Origin of the sequence: Burkholderia sp. AU17457 (assembly GCF_002223255.1) — a bacterium.
Classification (GTDB): Bacteria; Pseudomonadota; Gammaproteobacteria; order Burkholderiales; family Burkholderiaceae; genus Burkholderia; species Burkholderia sola.
In genome coordinates this window covers 585031-609139 of sequence record NZ_NKFB01000005.1, presented here as the reverse complement: position 1 = coordinate 609139, position 24109 = coordinate 585031, and the positions used below count along the sequence as shown (strand labels likewise).

The window sequence follows — 24109 nt, the reverse complement described above, 5'->3', positions numbered from 1 at the left end:
GGGGTCAGAGCTCGATGCCCGATCGCTCGGCGACCGTGTGCATGTCCTTGTCGCCGCGACCCGACAGGTTGACGAGCAGGATCTTGTCCTTCGGCAACGTCGGCGCGAGCTTCACGCCATACGCGATCGCGTGGCTCGACTCGAGCGCGGGGATGATCCCCTCGATCCGGCAGCAGTCGTGGAACGCCTTCAACGCTTCGTCGTCGGTGATCGGCACGTACTGCGCGCGGCCGCTGTCCTTCAGCCATGCGTGCTCGGGGCCAACGCCCGGGTAGTCGAGGCCCGCCGATACCGAATGCGTCTCGATGATCTGGCCGTTGTCGTCCTGCAGCAGGTACGTGCGGTTGCCGTGCAGCACGCCCGGGCTGCCGGCGATCAGCGAGGCCGCGTGATGGCCCGTGTCGAGGCCGTCGCCGGCCGCTTCGACGCCGATCAGCTGCACCGACGCATCGTCGATGTACGGATAGAAAATGCCCATCGCGTTCGACCCGCCGCCGACGCACGCGATCACCGCGTCCGGCTGGCGGCCGGCGAGTTCCGGCATCTGCACCTTGCACTCGTCGCCGATCACGCGCTGGAAGTCGCGCACCATCATCGGGTACGGGTGCGGGCCCGCGACCGTGCCGATGATGTAGAACGTGCTTTCGATGTTCGTGACCCAGTCGCGCATCGCTTCGTTCAGCGCGTCCTTCAGCGTGCGCGAACCCGATTCGACCGGCACGACCGTAGCGCCCAGCAGCTTCATCCGGTAGACGTTCGCGGCCTGCCGGCGCACGTCCTCCGAACCCATGTAGACGACGCACTCCATCCCGAAGCGCGCGCAGATCGTCGCGGTCGCGACGCCGTGCTGGCCGGCGCCCGTTTCCGCGATCACGCGCTTCTTGCCCATGCGCTTCGCGAGCAGCGCCTGGCCGATCACGTTGTTGATCTTGTGCGCGCCCGTGTGGTTCAGGTCTTCGCGCTTCAGGTAGATCTGCGCGCCGCCGAGCATCTCGCTCCAGCGCTGCGCGTGATAGATCGGCGACGGGCGGCCGACGAAATACTTCAGCTCGCGCTCGAATTCGGCAACGAAGTCGGGATCGTTCTGGAACTTTTCATACGCCGCGCGCAGTTCGTCCAGCGCGTGAATCAGCGTCTCGGCGACGAACACGCCGCCATACGGGCCGAAGTGGCCGCGATCGTCAGGAAGGTTGTACATGGTGTCTCTCTCGATCGGTCGGTGCGCCCCGCTTGTCAGGCCGCACCGGCTTGCATCACCCGGCGTCCGCTTCGCGCACCGCGCGCACGAACGCCGCCATCCGGGCGTGATCCTTCACGCCCTTCGCGCCCTCCACTTCGATGCCACTCGAGACATCGACAGCAAACGGACGCAGCTGGCGGATCGCATCACCGACGTTTTGCGCGTTCAAGCCACCACTCAAAACGGCCCGACGCGCGAGCTCTGCGGGAATAAGAGACCAATCGAAGACCTTGCCGCTACCGCCGTAATCCGGCACCAAGGTGTCGAACAGGAGGCCGCGCGCTTTCGAATAATGAAGAGCCGATTCTACCAAATCGGCACGCTGCGTCGAGGGGCCGACGCGCACCGCGCGCAACCACGGCAGCCGTGCCGCGCGGCCGAGCGCCTCGCACTGCGCCGGCGTCTCGTCGCCATGGAGCTGCAGCATCGTGAGCGGCACGTCGCGCACGACGGCCTCGATCTCGGCTTCGGTCGCATTCACGAACAGCCCGACCACCGACACGAACGGCGGCGCGAGGCTTGCCAGCTCGGCCGCCTGTGCGATCGTCACCGCGCGCGGGCTCTTCGGGTAGAACACGAGGCCGATCGCATCGGCGCCGAGCGCGGCCGCATGCAGCACGTCCTCGGGGCGCGACAGCCCGCACAGCTTGATGCGCGTGCGCGGCGACAGGCCGGCCGCGGCGGAAGTCGAAGAAGACACGGCGTGCTCCGTCATGGTTGTGGGTCCAGATCCGCCCAGACGCTGCTCCACGGCACGCTGCCGAGCTGCGCGGGCGGGACGGCGAATTCCGCCGGGTAGCCGACGTGGGCGAGGTACAGCCCGTCGGCCATGAACGTCGGGGCCGCGAGGTTGCGGTCACGGCCGGCCAGCACGTCGGCGAGCCAGTCGGCCGGATAGCGGCCCCGCCCGACCGCGACGAGGCAGCCCATCAGGTTGCGCACCATGTGATGCAGGAACGCGTTCGCGCGGAAGCGGAAATGGATGAAATGCCCCACCCGCCGCACGTCGATCTGATACAGGTGTTTGACCGGCGTCTTCGACTGGCATTCCGACGACCGGAACGACGAAAAATCGTGCTCGCCGATCAGATGCGCGGCGGCGACGCGCATCGCATCGTCGTCGAGGGGCGTATGGATCCAGCCCGCGCGCCCGGCCAGCATCGGCGAACGCACCGGGTGCACGTACAGCGCGTAGTAATAGGTGCGCTCGAACGCCGAGAAGCGCGCATGGAACGTGTCCGGCATCGGCTTCGCCCACTGCACCGACACGGTCGGCGGGAGGAACGCGTTAGTGCCGCGCACCCACGAGAACACCTCGCGTTCGAGGTCCGTGTCGAAATGCACGACCTGCCCGAGCCCGTGCACGCCGGTATCGGTCCGCCCGGCCACCGTCGTGTGCAGCGGCACCCGCGCGAACTCGGCCAGCGCATGTTCGAGCCGGTCCTGCACGGTCTTGCCGTGCGGCTGCGCCTGCCAGCCGCAAAACGCCGCGCCGTCGTACTGGATGCCCAGCGCGATCCGCATCACGCCTCGTCCGCCAGTTTCGCGAGCAACGCGCGGGCGTCGTCGCGCGTCGCGGCGTCGTTCGCGTCGATCACTTCCTGCAGCAACGTCCGCGCGCCGGCCAGATCGCCCAGTTCGACGTATTCGGTCGCGAGGTCGAGCTTGTTGCGGGCGATGCGCGCGAGCTCGTCCGCGGTGAGCGCAGGCAGCGCGGCGCCCGGCGTGGACGGCAGGTCGAGATCGAAGTCGAGCTTCAGCGCGCCGAACTGCGCGCCGCCGAGCGGCGGCAGCGACGACGTCGCAGGCGGGCTGCCGGCCTGGCCGGCCGGCGTCGCCGCGTCCGGATCCCAGTCGAACTCGTCGTCCTGGTCGGCCGGATGTTTTGCTGTCGTTCCCGCCGAGCCCACCGGCGGGTGTTGGGCGAATTGACCGTTAGTTGCAATTTCTTCGACGTCGGACTGCGGTGTGCGCGCAGACGGTTCCTCCGCCGTCCGCGGCGGCAACGGCATGTCGAGACTGTTGAGCGCGCTAATTGCGTTCTGCATCAGTGCCGCATGCTGCGCTTCGGCGCTCGAAGGCGCGGCAGGTGCGACGGTCGGCTCGGCCGGCTTGTCGGTGGCAGAGGGTTCTTCCGCCGGTTCTGCTTCGTGCGAAGCCTCGGCCGGAACCGGAGTCGCGTCGTTCGTGGCCGGCGCGACAGTATCAGCAGGCGGCAATTCGGGCGACTCGACGCGCGGCGCCGTCATTTCCGGCGCGGGCGACGTATCCGCTGCGGGCGGCTCGATCGTCTCCGCCGCGGCGGCAGTCGCCGCGACCAGATTCATGTCGGACGCGGCATCGCGTGCGACCGGCATCTCGGGCGTGATCGGCAGTTCGCGTTCGACGGACGGCGCGGCTTCCGCTTCTGCAGCCGCGGCGCCGCCTGCTGCGACCGCGGGCGCGGCGGCACCCGCCTCATCCGCGCGGCGCCCCTTCCGGCGCTTGCGCCATACGAAACCGGCCGCGAGCACGATCACAGCGGCGCCGGCCGCGGCGGCCGGGCGCCAGTCCATCTGTTCGGTACGACGTGCCGGTGTCGCGACAGGCGCGACCGGTTGCACGGAAGCCGATGCCGGTTGCGGCGCACTGGCTGCCACGGCCGACGCGGCTTCGTCCGCCGTCGATGCGGCGGCCGATGCACCCGCGTCATTCCCGGCCGCACGCGGCGCGGCAGGCGCCGGAGCAGGCGCGATGCCGGTCGTCGTCGCCGGCTTGCCGATGCCGTGCTTCTGCAACTCCATCAGCACACGGTTCTTCAACGCGAGCAATTGCTGCAGGCTCGACGGCCGCGGCTGCGACGCACCCGCGGCGGGCGCTGCGCCGGCCGGCTCGCGCACGCCGGAAACCGGGTTGCCCGGCACCGACTGCGCCGTGGCCTCGCTCGCGGACGACGGCGCCGCCTGGATCGCACCGCTCCATACATGCGGACCGCTCGCACCGCCCGTGGGCGCCGCCGGCTGCGTGCTGTCGACAGACGACGCGCCATGGGCGGCGGACGCCCCGCTCGAAGCCGAAGCACCAACCGAAGCCGACGCCCCCGCCGCCGTCGCGGCACTCGCGCCGCTCACCGGAGCCGCATGCACGGCCGGCGCCACCGGCGCGGGTTGCACGGCCGAACCGGGATGCGGCGCGGATGCGCCGTACTGCGCGATCGCCGACCCGCCCGATGCGACGACGGGCGCGGACGCGGCTGCCGTACCGGACGCGGCGGATGCACCGGCCGGCGCGAGCGCCGCGCCGGTTGCGTCGAGCGCGGGCACCGTCAGCGTCGCGCCGACCTTCAAACGACTCGCGTCGCGCTTCATGAACGCCTGCGGATTGGCGTCGAACAGCGCGCGAGCGGCGCGCGCGAGCACGGCCGGATCGTGCGATTGCGTGGCCGCTTTCGCGATGTCGTTCAACGACTGGCCCGGCTGGACCGTCACGGTAAGCGGTGCGGCGGCGCCGACAGCGGATGCCGGCAGATCGCCGACGCCGACTGCCCACACCGATGCGGCTGCGCCGAGCGCCAGGATCGCCAGCGCGCCACGCACGGCGCGCGACAGACGGGACTGGCGCGGAAACAAGGAAATTCGGGACATCGTTGGCTCTATCGCCGCGCACGGGCGCGGCTCGGATTCGCGGTTGGAAGCGTCAATAAAGTGCTGCAGAAATGCAAAAGCGTCGCGCGGAACGCGACGCTTTCGGCGGGTCTGTGCGTCGTAACCGCGTAGTTTACTTCACACGATCGGGTTCCGGCCGAATTCGTCGCCGACAGCTGCCACCGGGCCCGGGTGGGCGCTCATATCGCGGGGGTCCGCCTGCCCGCAACCCATGCATCCGATCGGCCAAACGAACCTGCATGCCGCAGCTGAAAGCCGGCGGCGGCAGCCGCGCGCCCCGCTCGAATGACGCGACTTTCTGGCGCTCAGCGGCCGTCGGCGCAGGATCACGGCGCCAGAATCGCAAGCACTCCCTCAACAATCCATCCCGCCCGCCGTTAATGAATTAATAGCCGGAAAATCAAAACGCATGCTGACCGGCCACCCATTCCGCTCCAATTGATTCCAATTCCCCGATAAGAAGGCAATATCCCTCTCTTATCAGAGAAATGAAAATCCACATCACCAAAGCCCCACCCCGTAAGGCTTTGACCGCCTGTCGCTCGCTTCATTGCTCATACAAAAGCCATTATTTCTGCATCAATTCAATTACATTACACAAAATTACACAGACCCTGTAACTGCCGTCGATACGATCGCCTTCAAACACGAATCGGCACATTTCGACGTCGCGCTCGCCCATGCCGGAAAGACGGGAGCGCGCGACCGGGCTGATGCCGTGAAGTACCGGAGGGCCATCGCGCAGTCGCACGACTGCATCACTCACCAGCTCGTTACGGGGACGAACATGGGCTATCAACAGGGTTTGAGCGGGTTGGCCGGCGCGTCGAGCAATCTCGACGTCATCGGCAACAACATCGCGAACGCAAACACGGTCGGCTTCAAGCAGGGGCGTGCAAACTTCGCCGACATGTACGCGAATTCGGTCGCGACGTCGGTCAACACGCAGATCGGCATCGGGACGCGGCTCGCGTCGGTGCAGCAGCATTTCAGCCAGGGAACGATCAATTCGACGAAGTCGTCGCTCGACGTCGCGATCAACGGCAACGGCTTCTTCCAGATGTCGAGCAACGGCGTGACCACGTACTCGCGCGACGGCACGTTCCACCGCGACAGGAACGGCGCGATCGTCGACGCGCAAGGCCGCAACCTGATGGGCTATGCGGCAGGCGCCGGCGGCGTGATCAACACCGCGCAGACCGTGCCGCTGCAGGCGCCGACCAGCAACATCGCGCCGCGCGCGACGAACAGGATCACCGGCCAGTTCAACCTGAACGCGCAGGACAAGGTGCCGGCCAAGACGCCGTTCAACGCGACCGACAACACGACGTACAACTACAACACGTCGATCCAGGTCTACGACTCGCTCGGCGGTGCGCAACCGGTCAACATGTACTTCGTGAAGTCGGCGGCCGGCACGTGGCAGGCCTACGCGGGCGCGCAGGGTCAGACGCCGACGAATCTCGGCACCGTCACGTTCGACGCATCGGGCCGGATCAGCTCGACGACGTCGGCCGCGACCGGCCAGCCGACCCCGAGCCTGGGCCAGTTCGCGTTCTCGATCCCGAATACGACGGGCGGCGCGAATCCGCAGAACCTGACGCTCGACCTGGGCGGCACGACCCAGTATGGCGGCAAGGACGGCGTGAACAACCTCGCGCAGGACGGCTTCGCGAGCGGTACGCTGACGACGTTCTCGATCGGCACCGACGGCAAGCTGACCGGCAATTACTCGAACGGCCAGAGCGCGGTGCTCGGCCTGATCGCGCTCGCGAACTTCAACAACCCGAACGGGCTCGTGAACATCGGCGGCAACCAGTATGCGGAGACGGCCGCGTCGGGCGTGCCGCAGATCTCCGCACCGGGCAGTACGAATCACGGCACGCTGCAGGGCAGCGCACTGGAAAACTCGAACGTCAACCTGACGACCGAACTCGTGAACCTGATCACGGCGCAGCGCAATTACCAGGCGAATGCGCAAACGATCAAGACCCAGCAGGCCGTCGACCAGACGCTGCTGAACCTGCGCTGAACCACATGAAAAACGCGCCGCGCCAGCCCTGAATCTCAAGGCCGACGCGGCGCGTCGTATCGTGCGGCCCGGCCCGCGGGCCGGACAGCCAGCGTGCTTACTTGTCGAGCAGGATGCGCAGCATGCGGCGCAGCGGCTCGGCCGCGCCCCACAGCAGCTGATCGCCGACCGTGAACGCCGACAGGTATTCGCCGCCCATCGCGAGCTTGCGCAGGCGGCCGACCGGCACCGTCAGCGTGCCGGTGATCTTCGCTGGCGACAGGTCGCGCATCGACGCTTCACGCTCGTTCGGCACGACCTTCACCCAGTCGTTCGCCGACGCGAGGATGCCGTTGATCTCGTCGAGCGGCACGTCCTTCTTCAGCTTGATCGTCAACGCCTGCGAGTGGCAGCGCATCGCGCCGATCCGCACGCACAGGCCGTCGACCGGGATCGAACCCGGCTCGCCCATCGCCGGCTTGCCGAGGATCTTGTTGGTTTCCGCGCCGCCCTTCCACTCTTCCTTCGACATCCCGTTGCCGAGATCCTTGTCGATCCACGGAATCAGCGAACCGGCGAGCGGCACGCCGAAGTGGCTCGTCGGCATCGCGTCGCTGTTCATCGCGGCCAGCACGCGGCGGTCGATGTCGAGGATCGCGGAAGCCGGATCGGCGAGCTGTTCCTGCACCGCGCCGTTCAGCGTGCCCATCTGCGACAGCAGCTCGCGCATGTTCTGCGCGCCCGCGCCCGATGCGGCCTGGTAGGTCATCGCGGTGATCCAGTCGACGAGGTTCTCGCGGAACAGGCCGCCCAGCGCCATCAGCATCAGGCTGACCGTGCAGTTGCCGCCGATGAAGTTCTTCGTGCCCTTGACGAGCGCGTCCTTGATCACGTCGAGGTTGACCGGATCGAGGACGATGACCGCGTCGTCCTGCATCCGCAGCGACGATGCCGCGTCGATCCAGTAGCCGTTCCAGCCGGCCGCGCGCAGCTTCGGGAACACGTCGTTCGTGTAGTCGCCGCCCTGGCACGTGATGATCACGTCGCACTTCTTCAGCTCGTCGACGTTGGTCGCGTCCTTGAGCGTAGTCTCGTTTTTCGCGAACGACGGCGCCTTGCCGCCCGTGTTGCTGGTGCTGAAGAACACCGGTTCGATCAGGTCGAAATCGCCCTCTTCCTGCATACGCTGCATCAGGACGCTGCCGACCATGCCGCGCCAACCTACGAGACCTACGTTCATGACTAACCCTTTGCTTTGAATGGAGCTTCCCCGCCATTTCCGTCCCCGCGTGACCGCGCGGGGAAACAGGCGGGCACGACGGCGATCAGCGTTTAATGATCGTTTTCGTGGTAATGGTTTTCGTGATGACGATGGCGCGCGCACCCGCACGGGCAGTGTTGCCGTGGAGTTTCAGGACCGGGGAGATCAGGGAAATCAGCGCCATCGTTCGAGTCTACACAAAGCCGGTGGCCCGCACAACGGCCAACCGTGCGCGAACCGGGCGATTTTTCCGGCCCGTTCGCGCCCTTTTCCACATTAATTACCGCACTTCATTGCGACGCGCTTACAGCGCGGCGACCACCGCATCGCCCATCGCGGCCGTGCCGACCTGCTTGCAGCCCGGCGTCGCGATGTCGCCGGTGCGGTAGCCCTGTTCGAGCACCGTTTTCACCGCGCGCTCGATGCGGTCGGCCTGCTCGGCGCGATTCAGCGAGTAGCGCAGCAGCATCGCGGCCGACAGGATCGTCGCGAGCGGGTTCGCGATGCCCTTGCCCGCGATGTCCGGCGCCGAACCGTGCGACGGCTCGTACAGGCCCTTGTTGTGCTTGTCGAGCGACGCCGACGGCAGCATGCCGATCGAGCCCGTGAGCATCGACGCTTCGTCCGACAGGATGTCGCCGAACATGTTGCCGGTGACGATCACGTCGAACTGCTTCGGCGCCTTCGCGAGCTGCATCGCCGCGTTGTCGACGTACATGTGCGACAGCTCGACGTCCGCGTACTCCTTGGATACGTCGATCATGATGTCGCGCCAGAACTGCGACGTCTCCAGCACGTTCGACTTGTCGACCGACAGCAGCTTCTTCGCGCGCTTTTGCGCGGCCTGGAACGCGACGTGCGCGATGCGGCGCACTTCCGGCTCCGAATAGCGCATCGTGTCGAAGCCTTCGCGCTCGCCGGCGAACGGGCCGTCCGGCGCCGCGCGCACGCCGCGCGGCTGGCCGAAGTAGATGTCGCCGTTCAGTTCGCGCACGATCAGGATGTCGAGGCCCGCGACCAGCTCCGGCTTCAACGGCGATGCATCGACGAGTTGCGGATAGCAGATCGCCGGACGGAAATTCGCGAACAGCTCGAGGTGCTTGCGCAGCCCGAGGATCGCCTGCTCGGGGCGCAGCGCGCGTTCCAGCGAGTCGTACTTCCAGTCGCCGACCGCGCCGAACAGGATCGCATCGGCCTGCTTCGCGAGCGCCAGCGTCGCGTCGGGCAGCGGATGGCCGCTCGCCTCGTAGCCCGCGCCGCCGACCGGCGCCTGTTCGAGTTCGAACTTCTCGTCGAGTGCGTTCAGCACCTTCACCGCTTCATTGACGATTTCCGGACCGATGCCGTCGCCGGGCAGCACTGCAATCTTCATGCGAAATTCCTGACTGGGTAGAGTGTGATGGAGGCAGGCCGGCGAGCGCGCGCAAAGCGCGCCCGCCCCGAAGGCGATGTCAGCCGACCAGCTTGGTGTTGAGCCAAGGCTGCTTCACGAGCCGCTCTGCCTCGAACTGGCGAATCTTGTCCGCGTGGCGCAGCGTGAGGCCGATGTCGTCGAAACCGTTCAGCAGGCAGTACTTGCGAAACGCGGCGATCTCGAACGGATACTCGCGGCCGTCGCCCGCGCGCACGACCTGCGCGTCGAGATCGATCGTCAGTTGAAAGCCGTTGAACGCGACCGTCTCGTTGAACAGGTGATCGACCTGCTGCTCGGTCAGCACGATCGGCAGCAGACCGTTCTTGTAGCAGTTGTTGAAGAAGATGTCCGCGAAGCTCGGCGCGATGATCGCGCGGAAGCCGTACTGCTGCAGCGCCCACGGCGCGTGCTCGCGCGAGCTGCCGCAGCCGAAGTTCTTGCGGGCGAGCAGCACCGATGCGCCCTGGTAGCGCGGCTGGTTCAGCACGAAGTCCGGGTTAAGCGGGCGCTTCGAGTTGTCCTGGCCCGGCTCGCCGTGATCGAGATAGCGCCACTCGTCGAACGCGTTCGGACCGAAGCCCGTGCGCTTGATCGACTTCAGGAACTGCTTCGGGATGATCGCGTCGGTGTCGACGTTCTCGCGATCGAGCGGCGCCACGACGCCAGTATGTACAGTGAATTTTTCCATGATCCGTCTATCCGGTTGAAGGGCCGGCAGTCAGCCGGCGCACATCGACAAATTCTCGGCGGGAAACGTCACTCCGCGGCGCGCTTCAGCGCGCTGCCGGCGGCGTTGACGTCTTCCCCGAAGCCTCGGACGGTATTGCAGCCGGCCAGGCCGAAGCCCAACCCGGCCAGCGCCAGCACGGCAACCAGCCGCGCGATGACCTTCGATGCCGTCACGTGTTACCCCAGCTGGCGAATGTCGACGAAATGACCTTCGATCGCCGCGGCCGCCGCCATCGCGGGGCTCACGAGGTGCGTGCGACCGCCCGCGCCCTGCCGCCCTTCGAAGTTGCGGTTCGACGTCGACGCGCAGCGCTCGCCCGGCTCGAGCCGGTCGGCGTTCATCGCGAGGCACATCGAGCAGCCCGGCTCGCGCCATTCGAAGCCCGCATCGGTGAACACCTTGTCGAGCCCTTCGCGCTCGGCCTGCGCCTTCACGAGGCCCGAGCCCGGCACGACCATCGCGAGCCGCACGTTCGACGCGATGCGACGGTTCAGCTTCTTCACGACGTACGCGGCCGCGCGAATGTCCTCGATGCGCGCGTTCGTGCACGAGCCGATGAAGATCTTGTCGACCTTGATCGATTCGATCGGCGTGTTCGGCTCGAGCGCCATGTACGCCAGCGCGCGCTCCATCGCGTCGCGCTTGACCGGATCCTTCTCGCGCTCGGGATCGGGCACGCGACCGTCGATCGACGTGACCATTTCCGGCGACGTACCCCACGTGACCTGCGGAACGATCTCGGCGGCGTTCAACTCGACCACGCGGTCGAATTGCGCACCGTCGTCCGACTTGAACTGGCGCCAGTATTCGACGGCCTGATCCCACTCCGCGCCGGTCGGCACGAACGGACGGCCCTTCAGGTAATCGATCGTCGTGTCGTCCACCGCGACCATGCCTGCGCGCGCGCCGGCCTCGATCGCCATGTTGCACACGGTCATGCGGCCTTCCATCGTCAGCGCACGAATGGTCGAGCCGCCGAATTCGATCGCGTAGCCCGTGCCGCCCGCGGTGCCGATCTTGCCGATGATCGCGAGCACGATGTCCTTCGCGGTACAGCCACGCGGCAGCGCGCCCTCGACCTTCACGAGCATGTTCTTGCTCTTCTTCTGCAGCAGGGTCTGCGTCGCGAGCACGTGCTCGACTTCCGACGTGCCGATGCCATGCGCGAGCGCGCCGAATGCGCCGTGCGTCGACGTATGCGAATCGCCGCACACGATCGTCATGCCCGGCAGCGTCGCACCCTGCTCCGGCCCGATGATATGGACGATGCCCTGGCGCACGTCGTTCATCTTGAACTGCGTGATGCCGAACGCGTCGCAGTTCGCGTCGAGCGTGTCGACCTGCAGCTTCGAGACGGGATCGGCGATGCCGTGGCTGCGGTCCGTCGTCGGCACGTTGTGGTCCGACACGGCGAGGTTCGCGCTGATGCGCCACACCGGACGCTGCGCGATCTTCAGCCCTTCGAATGCCTGCGGGCTCGTGACTTCATGCAGCAGCTGACGGTCGATGTAGAGCAGGGTCGTGCCGTCTTCCTCGGTGTGGACCACGTGGGTGTTCCACAGTTTGTCGTAGAGAGTCTGTGCCATGGGTATGCGGGGTCGTTGTGACTACAAGCCTTGCGGATGCGGTCGATTATGCCACGCAAAAGCGGCCCACGGAGTACCACGATAACGAAAAAAGTGAATAAAAACAGTGGGTTGGGTGGTACACGCGATACCCGGATAAGCATTACCCGGCAAGCGCGGCAGCCGCACGCGGACCAATCGGGCGCTCGGGATACGCACCTGGCGCAGGTTGTCGCGCGTCATGCGCCCAACCCGGCCAAACGCGCCAGCGCGTGCGACGCACCCATGCGGCTTGCGCGGCGCGGTTTCTCGACCGTCGCGGGCCGCGCCGGGGCATTGCAATCGACTTGCGGCGGCGTGTTACCGGAAGAAACTGCGCAGCTCGCGCGCCAGCGCGTGCGGTTGCTCCTCAGGAATGAAATGCCCGCTATACGCGATCGTCGCGGCCGTCACATCTTCCGCGACATGCTCGAGCGGCCCCGCCATGTCGGGTATGGATCCCTGCTCCGCACTGACAGCGAGCACGGGCATCTTCAGCTTCCCCAGCGCCTGCAGCTTGCGGTTCTGCGCCGACGACTCCGACACGGCCCGGTAGAAGGCCAGCCCCGCTCGCAACCCGCCGTCCCGGGTGAACACCCGGAGATACTCGTCGACATCCGCGTCGGAGAACGACTCGGGATTGGCCGCCTTGCGACGCAAGAACCAATCGAGATACGCGCGCTCCTTGCCGGCAATCAACGTCTCCGGCAGATCGGCGACAGCATGAAATGCGAAGTGCCACGTGCGCCATGCTTTACCGGGCTCGATCGGCAGCGCGGCGGGCAGCGTGATGCCGGGGATCCCCGCGTCGAGCAACGCCAATCGCTTCACTGAATCGGGATACATCGCGGCAAACGGATAGGCGACCCACGCCCCGACGTCGTGAGCGGCCAGGTAAAAGCGCGCGATATTTTGCTGCTCCAGCAGGCGCGCAAGCGTTGCCGCGACGGTCTGCGTGTCGTAACCGACGAGTGGACGGTCCGAATCGCCTTGCCCGGGAAGATCCGGCGCCACGATCCTGAATTCGTCCGCGAGAAGCGGCATGATTCTCCGCCACGCGTACCAGCTTTCCGGAAACCCTGCGAGCAGGACAATGGTCTCGCCGTCGGCGCGGCCTCCTTCGACAAAATGAAGGCGCACCCCGTCTACAGTATCGAACCGATGACGAAAGCCGCTGAGCCGCGGGTCTTCCCGAAAATAGGGCGCGGCCTCGAGGTGCGAAGCATCCGCGGTTGATTGATGCTGGTGCATAAGTTCGTCCTCTCTACAGAATCGACTGTCCTGGATGATGCCCCCCCCCGTGCAGTGGGAGCAATTTAATTCGGAAATATTAATTTCCAAATTCGGCGAAACCGCCTCACGCGCACGCGCGATTTCGCGCGTCACTTCACATCGAATCACCTGTCGGGTAACGCGGAAACCTTAGTCGAGCAGCCGCATTGCCTCGTCCACCAGCATCGACATGTCGCTCCGGCTCTGGCCGAGCTTCCCCACCACTCGAAGCCCCTGCACCATGGCGAACAGGCAGCTCGACGTGGCTTGCGCGTTCAGCGCGGCATCGACGGATCCATCGGCCTGCCCTTGCTTGATCAAATCGCGAAGGAGACGCTCGATCCTCTGCATCGATTTGTGGACGATGCCGGCGATCTCGCTATCCAACGTACTCAGAACAATGGCGCCGGCGACGACCAGACAGCCCTTTCGACCCTCGTCTCCATGCGAGACGTCCGCGTAAAAGCGCAGGAGCGCTCGCACCTTGTCCCGACCGTTTTTTTCATCGGCAAGGATCATGTTGAGCTCGCTTGCGCGCCGATCGATGTACCGGCTCAACGCGGCAACGAATATGGCGTTCTTGTCGGGAAAGGCCTTGTAAAGACTGCCGGCGGTGAGCCCCGTCTCCCGCGACAGATCGCCGATGGAAGTCGCATGATAGCCACGCTCGCGAAAGACGCGGATGAAGCCGTCCAGCGCTTCATCCATATCGAATTCTCGCGGCCTGCCAACGTTCGATGCCATTTTCGTAGCCATGCGGCATTATAGGAAATGATCATTTCCAAATCAAGTACTCCAAGCCGTGCAGGCGCCACTGGCATTTCGCACTCGATCTCATAGACTGTCTATTCGCAACGGGCGGCGCGCGGCCGCCCTCCCAATTTCACGATGCCGGCATCGACCGACGCATCGACGGACAGGAGCATTGCATGCGATACGAACTCTATTACTGGCCCGAGATCCAGGGCCGCGGCGAATACGTACGACTCGCGCTCGAGGCAGCCGAAGCCGACTATGTCGACGTCGCGCGCGAATCGGGGCGCGGGATGGGCGTGTCGGCCATGATGCGCATGATGGACAGCACGAAGGCCGAATGCGTGCCGTTCGCGCCGCCGTTCCTGAAGGCGGGCGACGTGGTCGTCGGGCAGACCGCGAACATCCTGCTGTTTCTCGGCGCGCGGCTCGGGCTCGCGCCCGACGACGAAGCCGGCCGGCTGTGGGTCCATCAGATCCAGCTGACCGCCGCCGATTTCATCACCGAGATCCACGACACGCACCATCCGATCGGCAGCGGCCTGTACTACGAGGACCAGCAGGCGGAAGCGGCCGAGCGTGCGGCCGATTTCCTCGAGAACCGGCTGCCGAAATTCCTCGGCTACTTCGATCGCGTGCTCGAACAGAACCCGCACAAGAGCGGCTATATCGCGGGCAGCGCGCTCAGCTACGCGGACCTGACGATGTTCCAGTTGATCGAAGGTCTGCGCTATGCGTTCCCGAAAGCGATGAAACGCGCGGAGCGCAAGGTCGCGGCGCTCGTCGCGCTGCACGATCGCGTCGCGCGGCATCCGCCCGTCGCGCGCTACCTCGAGTCGGAACGCCGCATCCCGTTCAACGACATGGGGATCTTCCGGCACTATCCGGAACTGGACAAGTGACGGCCCGGCACGTACCGCGGAACGTGCGCGCACGGGCGGATTTCACGCAGGATCAGTGCGGCTGCCCGTGCTGCGCGGCGGCTGCGTCGACGGCTTCCACCGAGCGCGTGAGCCACGGCCCGATGTCCATCTCCTCGTAGCGCACGAGCCGGCTCTTGCGCGCGCGGCGATACGTCCACCAGATCGCGACGAACAGCGGAATCCATACATAGATCGACAGCACTTCCATCCAGTCGATGCGCGCCGCGAAGAACGCCTGGTAATCCTGGCCGAGCGAAATCACGATGCAGACGGCGATCGCGAACACCGGCCCGAACGGAAACCATTTCGCACGATACGGCAGTTGATCGAGCCGATAACCCTGCTTCAGGAATCCCTTGCGGAACCGGTAATGGCAGACCGCGATGCCGAGCCACGCGATGAAGCCGGTGATGCCGACCGTATTCAGCAGCCACAGATAGATGCGCTGGTTGTTGGTCAACGACGTGAGAAAACACAGCCCGCCGACCGCCATCGTCGCGTACAGCGCGTTGCGCGGCACGCCGCCCGGCGACAGCGTCGCGAACACGGCCGGCGCGCGCCCTTCCGATGCGAGGTTGTACAGCATCCGCGTCGCCGCGTAGGTGCCGGAATTGCCGGCCGACAGCACGGCCGTCAGGATCACCAGATTCATCGCGCCGGCCGCGAGCGGGAACCCTGCGTGGCTGAACACCAGCGTGAACGGGCTCACGCCGATGTCGGTCACGTCGCTCTTCAGCAGGTTCGGATCGGTGTACGGCACGAGCAGGCCGATCACGAAGATCGCGAGCACGTAGAACAGCATGATCCGCCAGAAGATCTGCTTCACCGCGCGCGGAATCGTCTTGCGCGGGTTTTCCGATTCGCCGGCCGTGATGCCGACCAGCTCGGTGCCGAGAAACGAGAAGCCCGCGATCAGTGCGACGCTGATCATCGCGTGCGCGCCGCCGACGAACGGCGCGTCGCCGGTCGTGAAGTTGCGCCAGCCGACGGGGTGCCCGGAGCCGGCATGGCCGCTACCCAGCACGCCGGCCGCGATCAGCAGCCCGGCCGCGATGAACGTGATCACGGTGACGACCTTGACCAGCGAGAACCAGTATTCCGATTCGCCGAAGCCGCGCACCGACAGCGTATTGAGCAGGAAGATCAGCACGAGGAAGCCCGCGCCCCACCACACGCCCGGCACCGACGGAAACCAGTAGCGCATCACGATCTGCGCGGCGACCAGCTCGATCGCGATCGTCACCGCCCAGCTGTACCAGTAGGTCCAGCCGAGCGCGACGCCGAAGCCTTCGTCGACGTACTTCTCGCCGTAGATCGCGAACGAGCCGGATACCGGCATCAGCGCGGCCATCTCGCCAAGCCCGGTGACGACGAAGTAGACCATGATCCCGATCGCCAGATACGCGGCGATCGCCCCGCCCGGCCCGGCCTGCGCGACCGACGCGCCCGACGCGACGAACAGCCCCGTGCCGATCGACCCGCCGATCGCGATCATCGCGATGTGGCGGCCCTGCAGACAGCGCTTCAGCGTCGTCCCGGACGGCGCGGCCGTCTGCGCTGCCGCTTGCATGGCATCCATAGTGTTCACCCTGATTGTGAGCCGGCCAGCCCGTTTGATTCGGGATGCAAATCGATTGACCCGGTCATTCGCATCGCAACCGACCCCTGCCGGGCCGGTCGCATCACATGAGGCTGCGCTTGATCGCCTGCAGTTCGGCCGTCGTCACGATCTTCTCGATCCGGAACCGCGGGCTTTCGAGCCACGCGTTCGCGATCCGCCGGTACTCGTCGAGATCCTCGCACGCGAGCCGCACGAGAAAATCGAACGTGCCGCTCACCAGCCAGCAATCGATCACGGCCGGATTCGCGCGCATTTCCTCTTCGAACGGCGCTTGCGAGCGCCCGTGGTCGGCCAGCACGATCTGCGCGATCACGACGATCGGCTTGGTCGCGCGCGGCGCCTTGATCACCGCGCGGTACCCTTCGATCACGCCGAGCGCCTCGAGCCGCTCCACGCGCGCCTGGCACGGCCGCGGCGTAAGGTTCACGCGCTCCGACAGCTTCCGGTAGGAAATCCGCCCGTCGGTACGCAGAATGTCGAGGATCCGGAGATCGATCTTGTCGAGCTGCATCTTCTTGTCGGTCATCCGCGTTCGCTCCGGTCGGGTCGTGGCTCCGCACGGAACGTCTGCCGTTCCGCGCGCGGCCCACATTATCCGGCCGAAGCCGCCGCGCGCCAATCGGCTAGAACCGCAGCGACAGGCAAGTCAGGCCGCCATCCATCTTGCGGAACTCGCTCGTGTCGATCACGTGCAGCGGCATGCCGAGCGACGCGATCGCGTCATGCACGCGCGGATAGCCGGCCGGCGTGATCAGCGTGCCGTTCACGCGCAGCGTATTGCCCGCGTATTCGTCGGCGGCCGCAATCGCGATCCGGCGATAGTCGGCGAACGCCGGATGCGCGGCCAGCGCGTCGGTCACGAGCAGCGTGTCGTCGCCGAGCGCGTTGACGACCGATTTCAGGTGCAGGCCGGCGCCGACCTGCACCGCGACGACCGAATAGCCGTAGCGCGACACCAGCGACTCGAATGCGGCGATGCCTTCCGCGTCGGTGCGGCTCGTCAGGCCGATGAAGAAGCGCTTGCCGACCAGCATCACGTCGCCGCCGTCGAGGCGGCCTTGCTGCATCGGCAGCAGTTCGCGATGCACGCGCAGCGCCGCTTCGATGTGCGCGGTCTCGCCGCGCCGCGCGGGCGCGCCGGGGCGCGTGATCACCGCGAATTCCGGCGTGACGACCGCGACGTCCTCGACGAAATGCGAATCGGGAAATCCATCGAGCGGCGGCAATTCGGTCAGCTCGACGCCGAGCATGCGCAGCGCGTCGCAGTATGCGTGGAACTGCGTGAGCGTCCTGCCGTAATCGGGTGCGCCGAGTTCGGCAGTGGTCAGGCCCGCGCCGCAGGACGGCGCGGGACGGCGAACGATCGCTTGCGTGAATTGCATCGACTCCTCCATGATCTGCGCCGCGTTCGTGCGGCGCACGGGCCGGCGGCGTTGTGTCCGGACCATTATCGGAAGCCAATTTGCGCAATTCGCGTCGATTTCGGCGGCGCCGACAGCCGATTGCGTCGAATTGCGCGCACCACGCAGCGGATTCGGCAGACGGGCCGGCCGCCGTGTCGCGAACGGCCGCTTTTGCCCGCCCCACGCGCATTACGCGCCGGGCTCGAATCCCATCTGCGCACGGCCGAGCGCCGTGAGATCGCCCTCCCCGGCGCGGCCGTCGAAATCGACTTCGAAATGGTCGGCCGGGAAATCGGGCGGGCTGTCGCCACACAGGAACGCGAGCCGCTGCCGCTGCAGGTACGCATCGTTCTTCGCGCAGCCGGGCGCGGCCGCGATGTACATCACGTTGCTGTCGCCGCTGCCGCGATGCGCATCCTCGACCGCATGCACGACGTCGCCGTGCCAGAACACCGCGTCGCCCGGTTCCATGTGCGGGATCGGCACCAGCGCGTCGAGCAGCAGCGCGTGCCATTCGGGGCGGATCGACAGCGCGCGGCCGGGACGCGCGCCGCACAGGTCGTCGTCGGCGACGTCGTCCTGCAGCGCGCGCAGCACGACATAGGCCATCGCGTTCGCGACCGGGATCAGTTGCAGCGTGCCGTCGCCAGGCCCCTGCGGCGTCAGCGCGGTCCAGCCCTGGAACGTGCGGAACATCGAACACACGGCCGGCGACGGAATCTCCTCGACGTCGGGGCGGAACGCCGCATCGAACGGATCGTAATCGCGCCAGCGGCCGGCCAGCACGTGGCGATAAACCTGGCGGAAATTCGCGCCGAGCCAGCGCTCGACCGAGCCGCCGTCGACGTGCGGCGACAGCCCGAGCGACGTCGAGCCGGGCGGCCGGCGACGAATCCGGTCCGCGTAGGCCGGCACCTGGTCGGGATCGAAATGCGTGCGCGTACCGTCCGCATGCCGCCACAGACGGTTCAGGAACACCCGCGCCTGCGTGAGCGCCGGCGACTGGCGCGCGGCCACCTGCGGCTTCGACCAGTAGACGCCGTAGATCTGCGGCTTGCCCGACGCGAGATTGCCGAAATAGCGGTCTTCCGCGCGCGCGTGCAGCCGGTCGGTGAAACGGTTCGCATCCAGATACGCGCCGATCTCGTCGTTCCAGTCGCATGCCTGCCGCGCGTCGAACACGCCGCGGATCACGACCGCGCCGTGCGTACGGATCGCGGCAATCGCGAGCGGATCGACGGTCCCCGCCGCGACATCCGCGAACGGCACGACCGGAATCACGTCTTCGCCGTGCGCGTGCGCGCGGCGGATCGCGTCGACCTGCCGCGCGATGTCGCCTTCCACTTCGCGGAACGTGGCCGCGTAGCCTGGCAGGTCGGCGCGCAGCGCCCGTTTCGCCGTGCGGATCGCGTCCGGCAGATCGTCAATCGTCAGGTGCATCGCTTGTCTCCTCGCTGAAGCGCGTTTTGGTGAGCACTGAGCGTACGGCCGCCGCACGGTCGCCATCGACACTATCCAGCCAACAATCGATACAATCCTGACAACCGCGCGTTACTCGGGACGATGACAGACCACGCACAGCTTGTTGCCGTCCGGGTCGCGAAAATACGCGCCATAGTAGTCGCGGTGATAGTGCGGCCGCAGGCCGGGCGGCCCTTCGCAGGCGCCGCCGTGCTGAAGCGCGAGCGCATGGCAGCGATCGACATGCGCGCGGGTCGGCGCATCGAACGCGATCGTGTGGCCGTTCCCCGGTTCGGACGCGCGTCCGTCGAGCGGCTTGCCGAAGAAGAACAGCGGCCGGTCGGTGTCCGCGGGCATCCAGCCCGACCAGCCGTCCGGTTCGTGGAATTTGACGCGCAGCCCGAGTTCGGCGAACAGCGGCGCGTAGAAATCGTAGGCGCGCGCCGTATCGCCGACGCCCACGCAAACATGTGAAAACATGGCATCGCTCCGTGGTGACGATCGCTCACGATCATGCCACGACGCGCTGCCCGTCCCTACCGGAGGCCGCGATGAAACCGCAATACGAGCACGTGACGTTCGCGTCCGGCTGTTCGATCCGCGTGTATCACCGTCAGCTCGCGCGCATTCCGTTCGAGTGGCATCGCCATCCCGAGTACGAACTGACGCTGACGCTCAACAGCCGCGGCCAGCGCTTCATCGGCGATCACGTCGCGCGCTACGCGGACGACGATCTCGTGCTCGTGCCGCCGAACCTGCCGCATACGTGGTCGTCGAACGCGCGCATCGATCGCGACGCGCCCGAGGTCGCGCTCGTCGTCTGGTTCGACGGAGACTGGGTACGGCGGCTGGCCGACTGCTGCCCCGAATACGCACCGCTGCGCTCGCTGCTGCGGCGCGCGGCGCCCGGCCTGCGCTTCGACGTGGAGACGGCCCGCGCGATGCGCGCGCGGCTGCCGCGGTTGCTCGATCCATCGCCGCGCGTGCGGCTCGCGGCGACGCTCGATACGCTTGCCGACCTCGCGGAAGCCGGCGGCGAACCGCTCGCCACCGCGCAGGCGTACGACCGGCCCGATGGCGCCGCCTCGCCCGCCGACCCGGCCGCCCCCGAAGCCGAACGCCTCGACCGCGTGCTCGACGCGATCGACCGGCAGTTCCACGAACCGCTGCGCATCGACGCGCTCGCGGCCGTCGCGCACCTGTCCGAACGCACGCTGCAGCGGCTGTTCGCGCGTCATCTCGGCGAAAGCGTCGGCCGCTACGTGCAACGGCTGCGGCTCGCGCACGCGTGCCGCCATCTCGTCGGCACCGACTGGCCGATCGCGACGGTGGCCGCGCGCTGCGGCATTGCGAACGCCGCGAACTTCAACCGCCAGTTCCTCGCCGCGCACGGCATGACGCCCGGCGCGTACCGGCAGTTCTTCAAGCAGCACGGCCACGCGCCCGACGACGATGCGCCCGCGCTCGACACACGGCCGCCGTCGCTGGAGCGCCGCGCCGGATCACGTATCGCCTGATCGGCACCGCACGCCTGAACGGCCTCGATCCCGACGAGTGCGAGCCAAATGGCGCCCGCACCTTCGATTCGACTTCGCGCGCGATCAGCGCGCATCTGCTGCCAGAGGTTCTGCTCGCGCCGGCCCAGCTCATCGCGCATGCGGAAGAATGCCTTCACAGGCGCAATCTTTAGTTGCACTCCTCCCGGTCAATTACCGCTTCCGGATTGAAGCGTTCTCCGGTTCGCGTTTCATGCTTTTATTGCGCGTGAGTGAGGCTTCCGGGTCGGCGTACATCATTAATATCGGCGCTACACCTTGTGTTAACCGGAGAAACCACATGACGAGCAGCAACAACTTGTCTCGAGTTACGTACGGCAACAGCGCTTACACGACTGATTTTCATGAACCGTACCCAGCGCCCGGCTCGGGGGCAGGGTCGGGGACCGGGCCCGCCTCTCACACGCAGCCTCCTATCCATGGGATGCCTCCGGCATTCAACGGGCGTCCATCTTCCGCGCCAACGACGACTAATCCCGCGTTTGCCGGCACCTATGGCAGCGTAAGGCGACACGGTATCCTTTCTCAAGACCAGATGCGAGATCAGCACATTACATTTAATCAATCACACGACGGTCAAGTGGCGCGGAGCGATATCGATGTTACCCGGATACACGGTAGCCCGGATCCTCAACAGAGGGCGCGCGCCGCGCGCATGGCCGTGGAAAACCCTGCGCATGGGGCGCTGTCCGTCGCGCTCGAGCGCCATGGATACGGCCCGCTGCATACTGAAACACACGCGCCATCAACCGAAGAGGTGCTTCGCTCGTTGAGTCCCCAACAACGTCAAGATTTTGAGGCAGCGAAGGAGTACGCGAAGGAGTCCGGTATGACGCCTGAGGACCTTCTCAAGATGATGGCGACGGATCAACGAACAACAAGTTTGTCGCCGCAGGGGCAATCGCAGGCCTACCATCGGATGCAGAGTACTTTTATGGTGACAGCGCACGCCAGTGCCCCAGCGGCCTACGCATCCCCGTACGAAGACACCCGTCGCAGTATTCCGCCGTCAGAGTTTCGTGGCGTTTACGTCCCGCAATCGCATGCGCACACCGCTCGTCAGGTTGATCGGGAATTAGCCGCGCGTCAGCCGGTATATCCGCCGGCCGTGGCCGTGCCGGATCAACCCGGAATGAACCCATATTATCAGGCGTCAAATGGTAGCCAGCATCAGGTCCATGGTGTTCAAGCTCCTGACTATTACAATGCCCTTAGAACCCAGCTCAGTTCCGAGGCCGACTATGACGCGCACATCGTAAAGACCGGCATTCGGCGCGAATGGTAAGAACGCCTTTAGCGAATCGGCAACGAACGTTGGGAGCGTAAAGCATGGCGTTGACATCCTCCCTGCCCGAAGGCAGCGGAGGATGTCAATTCCATTGCACCTCTGATGGGAATCAGATTGCCCGTGTCGCACGCTCATGAACAGACGGTGTGCATCGAGCGCTTACCTCGCGCCAGCGTCGGCCGCACAAATGAAAACACCCCGGCGGGATGACCCGTCGGGGTGTCGTGGCGTGGCGATTGCCGGACGCGAGCGGCCTGACGGCCGTTCGCGCCGCGCACGGTTTAACGTGCGTTGAGCGGCTTCGCTTCGCGCGGCGTGTCGCCGATGAACAGCTGACGCGGACGGCCGATCTTCTGCTCCGGATCCGCAATCATTTCGTTCCACTGCGCGATCCAGCCGACCGTACGCGCCATTGCGAAGATACATGTGAACATCGACGTCGGGATGCCCAGCGCGCGCTGAACGATGCCCGAGTAGAAGTCGACGTTCGGGTACAGCTTGCGCGACACGAAGTATTCGTCTTCCAGCGCGATCTTCTCGAGCTGCATCGCGAGCTTGAACAGCGGGTCGTCGTGCAGGCCGAGTTCGTTCAGCACTTCGTAGCACGTTTCGCGCATCAGTTTCGCACGCGGGTCGTAGTTCTTGTACACGCGGTGACCGAAGCCCATCAGCTTCACGCCCGAATTCTTGTCCTTCACCTGCTTGATGAATTCGGGGATGTTGTCCGGCGAACCGATCTGCTCGAGCATGTTCAGCGCGGCTTCGTTCGCACCGCCGTGCGCCGGGCCCCACAGACACGCGATACCGGCGGCGATACACGCGAACGGGTTCGCGCCCGACGAGCCGGCCAGGCGGACCGTCGACGTCGATGCGTTCTGCTCGTGATCGGCGTGCAGGATCAGGATACGGTCGAGCGCGCGGACGAGCACGTCGTTGACCTTGTACTCTTCGCACGGGTTCGAGAACATCATGTGCATGAAGTTCGCGCTGTACGACAGTTCGTTCTTCGGATAGACGAACGGCTGGCCGATGCTGAACTTGTATGCCATCGCGACGAGCGTCGGCAGCTTCGCGATCATGCGGATCGCCGACACTTCGCGGTGACGCGGGTCGTTGATGTCGAGCGAGTCGTGATAGAACGCCGACAGCGCGCCGACGGCCGCGACCAGCACCGCCATCGGGTGCGCGTCGCGACGGAAGCCGCGGAAGAAGAAGTGCATCTGCTCGTGCACCATCGTGTGCTTGGTGACGGTGTCGACGAACTCCTTCTTCTGCGCCGCGTTCGGCAGTTCGCCCTTCAGCAGCAGGTAGCAGCTTTCGAGGAAGTCGGCGTTTTGCGCGAGGTTGTCGATCGGGTAACCGCGGTACAGCAGCTCGCCCTTGTCGCCGTCGATGTACGTGATCGCCGAATTACAAGCTGCCGTCGACATGAAGCCCGGGTCGTACGTGAACTTGCCGGTCTGGCCGTACAGCTTGCGGATGTCGATTACGTCCGGGCCCATCGTGCCCTTGTAGATCGGCAGTTCGACGCTCGGCGAGTTGTCGCTGAACGATAGCGTGGCTTTAACATCAGACGGAGTCATGGCACATCCTCAATCGAAATAAAGAAACGGGATTCGATAACGGGCACAGCGTGTTACACCTTGGCGTTACACGTTGCGCAGCATCTCCAACAGCCGGTGAATCTCCGGGCTGTCTAGGTCGCCCTCTGGTTCCTTGCGCGCGAGGAGCAAGTCCATCAGGTCGTTGTCGCTCAGATCGAGCAGGCGCGACAACGCGCCTACGTCTGCATCGGTGAGGTCATGCTCGTATCGGCTGAAGAAACGCTCGAATACGATGTCGTTCTCCAGCAGACCCCGCCGCGCGCGCCAGCGAAGGCGCGCGCGGCGGTGCGGGTCGGATTGATGCGAATCGTCGCTCATCGAGCT

At 65.9% G+C, this 24109-nt stretch carries 23 protein-coding genes; 4 read left to right on the top strand and 19 right to left on the bottom strand.

What is annotated here, in order from left to right; all coding sequences use genetic code 11:
- Positions 1-4: 4 nt before the first annotated feature.
- From trpB to CFB49_RS19975, 4 genes are read right to left on the bottom strand one after another with little or no spacing between them, the layout of a single operon-like run.
- The gene (gene trpB, locus CFB49_RS19990) at positions 5-1198 is read right to left on the bottom strand and encodes a tryptophan synthase subunit beta (RefSeq protein WP_089436205.1); all 1194 of its coding nucleotides are present in this window, start codon (positions 1196-1198) and stop codon (positions 5-7) included.
- A gap of 55 nt (positions 1199-1253) precedes the next feature.
- Positions 1254-1955 (bottom strand): phosphoribosylanthranilate isomerase, encoded by a 702-nt coding sequence (locus tag CFB49_RS19985; protein WP_069618457.1) that lies wholly within the window; start codon positions 1953-1955, stop codon positions 1254-1256.
- Positions 1952-2764 (bottom strand): tRNA pseudouridine(38-40) synthase TruA, encoded by an 813-nt coding sequence (gene truA / locus CFB49_RS19980; RefSeq protein WP_069618458.1) that lies wholly within the window; start codon positions 2762-2764, stop codon positions 1952-1954. Before truA ends, CFB49_RS19985 begins: the two co-directional genes overlap by 4 nt.
- A complete protein-coding gene (locus tag CFB49_RS19975; RefSeq protein WP_089492110.1) occupies positions 2764-4863 on the bottom strand; it encodes a FimV/HubP family polar landmark protein in 2100 nt (699 codons plus the stop codon). The genes truA and CFB49_RS19975 overlap by 1 nt, the downstream gene beginning before the upstream one ends.
- An 808-nt stretch (positions 4864-5671) precedes the next feature.
- Here CFB49_RS19975 and flgE point away from each other — a divergent pair.
- A complete protein-coding gene (gene flgE, locus CFB49_RS19970) occupies positions 5672-6916 on the top strand; it encodes a flagellar hook protein FlgE (RefSeq protein ID WP_089492109.1) in 1245 nt (414 codons plus the stop codon).
- A 97-nt stretch (positions 6917-7013) separates the two neighbouring features.
- On the opposite strand, the gene asd is transcribed toward flgE, so the two are convergent.
- From asd to CFB49_RS19930, 8 genes are all read right to left on the bottom strand, one after another.
- The gene (gene asd, locus CFB49_RS19965) at positions 7014-8135 is read right to left on the bottom strand and encodes an aspartate-semialdehyde dehydrogenase (protein WP_089492108.1); all 1122 of its coding nucleotides are present in this window, start codon (positions 8133-8135) and stop codon (positions 7014-7016) included.
- 85 nt (positions 8136-8220) lie between these two features.
- Positions 8221-8340, bottom strand: coding sequence for a hypothetical protein (locus CFB49_RS19960; protein WP_006756675.1), 120 nt, complete (start codon positions 8338-8340; stop codon positions 8221-8223).
- Positions 8341-8460: 120 nt separating this feature from the next.
- Positions 8461-9528, bottom strand: coding sequence for a 3-isopropylmalate dehydrogenase (gene leuB / locus CFB49_RS19955; protein ID WP_011548096.1), 1068 nt, complete (start codon positions 9526-9528; stop codon positions 8461-8463).
- 79 nt (positions 9529-9607) lie between these two features.
- Positions 9608-10258, bottom strand: a complete 651-nt coding sequence (gene leuD / locus CFB49_RS19950; protein ID WP_011548097.1) for a 3-isopropylmalate dehydratase small subunit — start codon at positions 10256-10258, stop codon at positions 9608-9610.
- 68 nt (positions 10259-10326) lie between these two features.
- Complete coding sequence (locus tag CFB49_RS19945; protein WP_027810579.1) at positions 10327-10473, bottom strand: entericidin A/B family lipoprotein; 147 nt, start codon at positions 10471-10473, stop codon at positions 10327-10329.
- Between the two features lie 3 nt (positions 10474-10476).
- Positions 10477-11886, bottom strand: a complete 1410-nt coding sequence (leuC, locus tag CFB49_RS19940; RefSeq protein WP_059582772.1) for a 3-isopropylmalate dehydratase large subunit — start codon at positions 11884-11886, stop codon at positions 10477-10479.
- Between the two features lie 339 nt (positions 11887-12225).
- A complete protein-coding gene (locus CFB49_RS19935; protein ID WP_089437065.1) occupies positions 12226-13155 on the bottom strand; it encodes an alpha/beta fold hydrolase in 930 nt (309 codons plus the stop codon).
- Between the two features lie 171 nt (positions 13156-13326).
- Positions 13327-13932, bottom strand: a complete 606-nt coding sequence (locus CFB49_RS19930) for a TetR/AcrR family transcriptional regulator (protein WP_084044229.1) — start codon at positions 13930-13932, stop codon at positions 13327-13329.
- A gap of 173 nt (positions 13933-14105) precedes the next feature.
- Here CFB49_RS19930 and CFB49_RS19925 point away from each other — a divergent pair, with 173 nt between their 5' ends.
- The gene (locus CFB49_RS19925) at positions 14106-14831 is read left to right on the top strand and encodes a glutathione S-transferase (RefSeq protein ID WP_089492107.1); all 726 of its coding nucleotides are present in this window, start codon (positions 14106-14108) and stop codon (positions 14829-14831) included.
- Between the two features lie 52 nt (positions 14832-14883).
- On the opposite strand, the gene CFB49_RS19920 is transcribed toward CFB49_RS19925, so the two are convergent.
- The 5 genes from CFB49_RS19920 to CFB49_RS19900 form a co-directional block, all read right to left on the bottom strand.
- Positions 14884-16431 carry an amino acid permease gene (locus CFB49_RS19920; protein WP_089492106.1) on the bottom strand — a complete coding sequence of 516 codons (1548 nt, stop codon included), beginning with the start codon at positions 16429-16431 and terminating at the stop codon, positions 14884-14886.
- A 103-nt stretch (positions 16432-16534) separates the two neighbouring features.
- A complete protein-coding gene (locus CFB49_RS19915) occupies positions 16535-16999 on the bottom strand; it encodes an Lrp/AsnC family transcriptional regulator (protein ID WP_089492105.1) in 465 nt (154 codons plus the stop codon).
- Positions 17000-17096: 97 nt separating this feature from the next.
- Positions 17097-17855: a dimethylarginine dimethylaminohydrolase family protein gene (locus CFB49_RS19910; protein WP_089492790.1), complete on the bottom strand. Its 759-nt coding sequence runs from the start codon at positions 17853-17855 to the stop codon at positions 17097-17099.
- Positions 17856-18065: 210 nt separating this feature from the next.
- Positions 18066-19316 (bottom strand): DUF1479 domain-containing protein, encoded by a 1251-nt coding sequence (locus tag CFB49_RS19905; RefSeq protein ID WP_089492104.1) that lies wholly within the window; start codon positions 19314-19316, stop codon positions 18066-18068.
- A gap of 111 nt (positions 19317-19427) precedes the next feature.
- Entirely contained in the window at positions 19428-19817 is a 390-nt protein-coding gene (locus tag CFB49_RS19900; RefSeq protein ID WP_089492103.1) for a VOC family protein, read from the bottom strand.
- A 71-nt stretch (positions 19818-19888) separates the two neighbouring features.
- Between CFB49_RS19900 and CFB49_RS19895 the strand changes: the two genes are divergently transcribed.
- Both CFB49_RS19895 and CFB49_RS35825 read left to right on the top strand, forming a co-directional pair.
- Entirely contained in the window at positions 19889-20854 is a 966-nt protein-coding gene (locus CFB49_RS19895) for a helix-turn-helix domain-containing protein (protein WP_089492102.1), read from the top strand.
- Positions 20855-21428: 574 nt separating this feature from the next.
- Complete coding sequence (locus CFB49_RS35825; protein WP_143328614.1) at positions 21429-22178, top strand: hypothetical protein; 750 nt, start codon at positions 21429-21431, stop codon at positions 22176-22178.
- A gap of 284 nt (positions 22179-22462) precedes the next feature.
- On the opposite strand, the gene gltA is transcribed toward CFB49_RS35825, so the two are convergent.
- Together gltA and CFB49_RS19885 are read right to left on the bottom strand one after the other, a co-directional pair.
- Positions 22463-23764 (bottom strand): citrate synthase, encoded by a 1302-nt coding sequence (gene gltA / locus CFB49_RS19890; RefSeq protein ID WP_027782607.1) that lies wholly within the window; start codon positions 23762-23764, stop codon positions 22463-22465.
- A 66-nt stretch (positions 23765-23830) separates the two neighbouring features.
- Positions 23831-24103 (bottom strand): FAD assembly factor SdhE, encoded by a 273-nt coding sequence (locus CFB49_RS19885; protein ID WP_050011290.1) that lies wholly within the window; start codon positions 24101-24103, stop codon positions 23831-23833.
- Positions 24104-24109 lie beyond the last annotated feature (6 nt).

Bases quoted from the DNA above. Each gene is read 5' to 3' on its own strand.
- trpB (WP_089436205.1), bottom strand. From the start codon at position 1,198: ATGTACAACCTTCCTGACGATCGCGGCCACTTCGGCCCGTATGGCGGC.
- CFB49_RS19985 (WP_069618457.1), bottom strand. From the start codon at position 1,955: ATGACGGAGCACGCCGTGTCTTCTTCGACTTCCGCCGCGGCCGGCCTG.
- truA (WP_069618458.1), bottom strand. From the start codon at position 2,764: ATGCGGATCGCGCTGGGCATCCAGTACGACGGCGCGGCGTTTTGCGGC.
- CFB49_RS19975 (WP_089492110.1), bottom strand. From the start codon at position 4,863: ATGTCCCGAATTTCCTTGTTTCCGCGCCAGTCCCGTCTGTCGCGCGCC.
- flgE (WP_089492109.1), top strand. From the start codon at position 5,672: ATGGGCTATCAACAGGGTTTGAGCGGGTTGGCCGGCGCGTCGAGCAAT.
- asd (WP_089492108.1), bottom strand. From the start codon at position 8,135: ATGAACGTAGGTCTCGTAGGTTGGCGCGGCATGGTCGGCAGCGTCCTG.
- CFB49_RS19960 (WP_006756675.1), bottom strand. From the start codon at position 8,340: ATGGCGCTGATTTCCCTGATCTCCCCGGTCCTGAAACTCCACGGCAAC.
- leuB (WP_011548096.1), bottom strand. From the start codon at position 9,528: ATGAAGATTGCAGTGCTGCCCGGCGACGGCATCGGTCCGGAAATCGTC.
- leuD (WP_011548097.1), bottom strand. From the start codon at position 10,258: ATGGAAAAATTCACTGTACATACTGGCGTCGTGGCGCCGCTCGATCGC.
- leuC (WP_059582772.1), bottom strand. From the start codon at position 11,886: ATGGCACAGACTCTCTACGACAAACTGTGGAACACCCACGTGGTCCAC.
- CFB49_RS19935 (WP_089437065.1), bottom strand. From the start codon at position 13,155: ATGCACCAGCATCAATCAACCGCGGATGCTTCGCACCTCGAGGCCGCG.
- CFB49_RS19930 (WP_084044229.1), bottom strand. From the start codon at position 13,932: ATGGCTACGAAAATGGCATCGAACGTTGGCAGGCCGCGAGAATTCGAT.
- CFB49_RS19925 (WP_089492107.1), top strand. From the start codon at position 14,106: ATGCGATACGAACTCTATTACTGGCCCGAGATCCAGGGCCGCGGCGAA.
- CFB49_RS19920 (WP_089492106.1), bottom strand. From the start codon at position 16,431: ATGGATGCCATGCAAGCGGCAGCGCAGACGGCCGCGCCGTCCGGGACG.
- CFB49_RS19915 (WP_089492105.1), bottom strand. From the start codon at position 16,999: ATGACCGACAAGAAGATGCAGCTCGACAAGATCGATCTCCGGATCCTC.
- CFB49_RS19910 (WP_089492790.1), bottom strand. From the start codon at position 17,855: ATGCAATTCACGCAAGCGATCGTTCGCCGTCCCGCGCCGTCCTGCGGC.
- CFB49_RS19905 (WP_089492104.1), bottom strand. From the start codon at position 19,316: ATGCACCTGACGATTGACGATCTGCCGGACGCGATCCGCACGGCGAAA.
- CFB49_RS19900 (WP_089492103.1), bottom strand. From the start codon at position 19,817: ATGTTTTCACATGTTTGCGTGGGCGTCGGCGATACGGCGCGCGCCTAC.
- CFB49_RS19895 (WP_089492102.1), top strand. From the start codon at position 19,889: ATGAAACCGCAATACGAGCACGTGACGTTCGCGTCCGGCTGTTCGATC.
- CFB49_RS35825 (WP_143328614.1), top strand. From the start codon at position 21,429: ATGCGAGATCAGCACATTACATTTAATCAATCACACGACGGTCAAGTG.
- gltA (WP_027782607.1), bottom strand. From the start codon at position 23,764: ATGACTCCGTCTGATGTTAAAGCCACGCTATCGTTCAGCGACAACTCG.
- CFB49_RS19885 (WP_050011290.1), bottom strand. From the start codon at position 24,103: ATGAGCGACGATTCGCATCAATCCGACCCGCACCGCCGCGCGCGCCTT.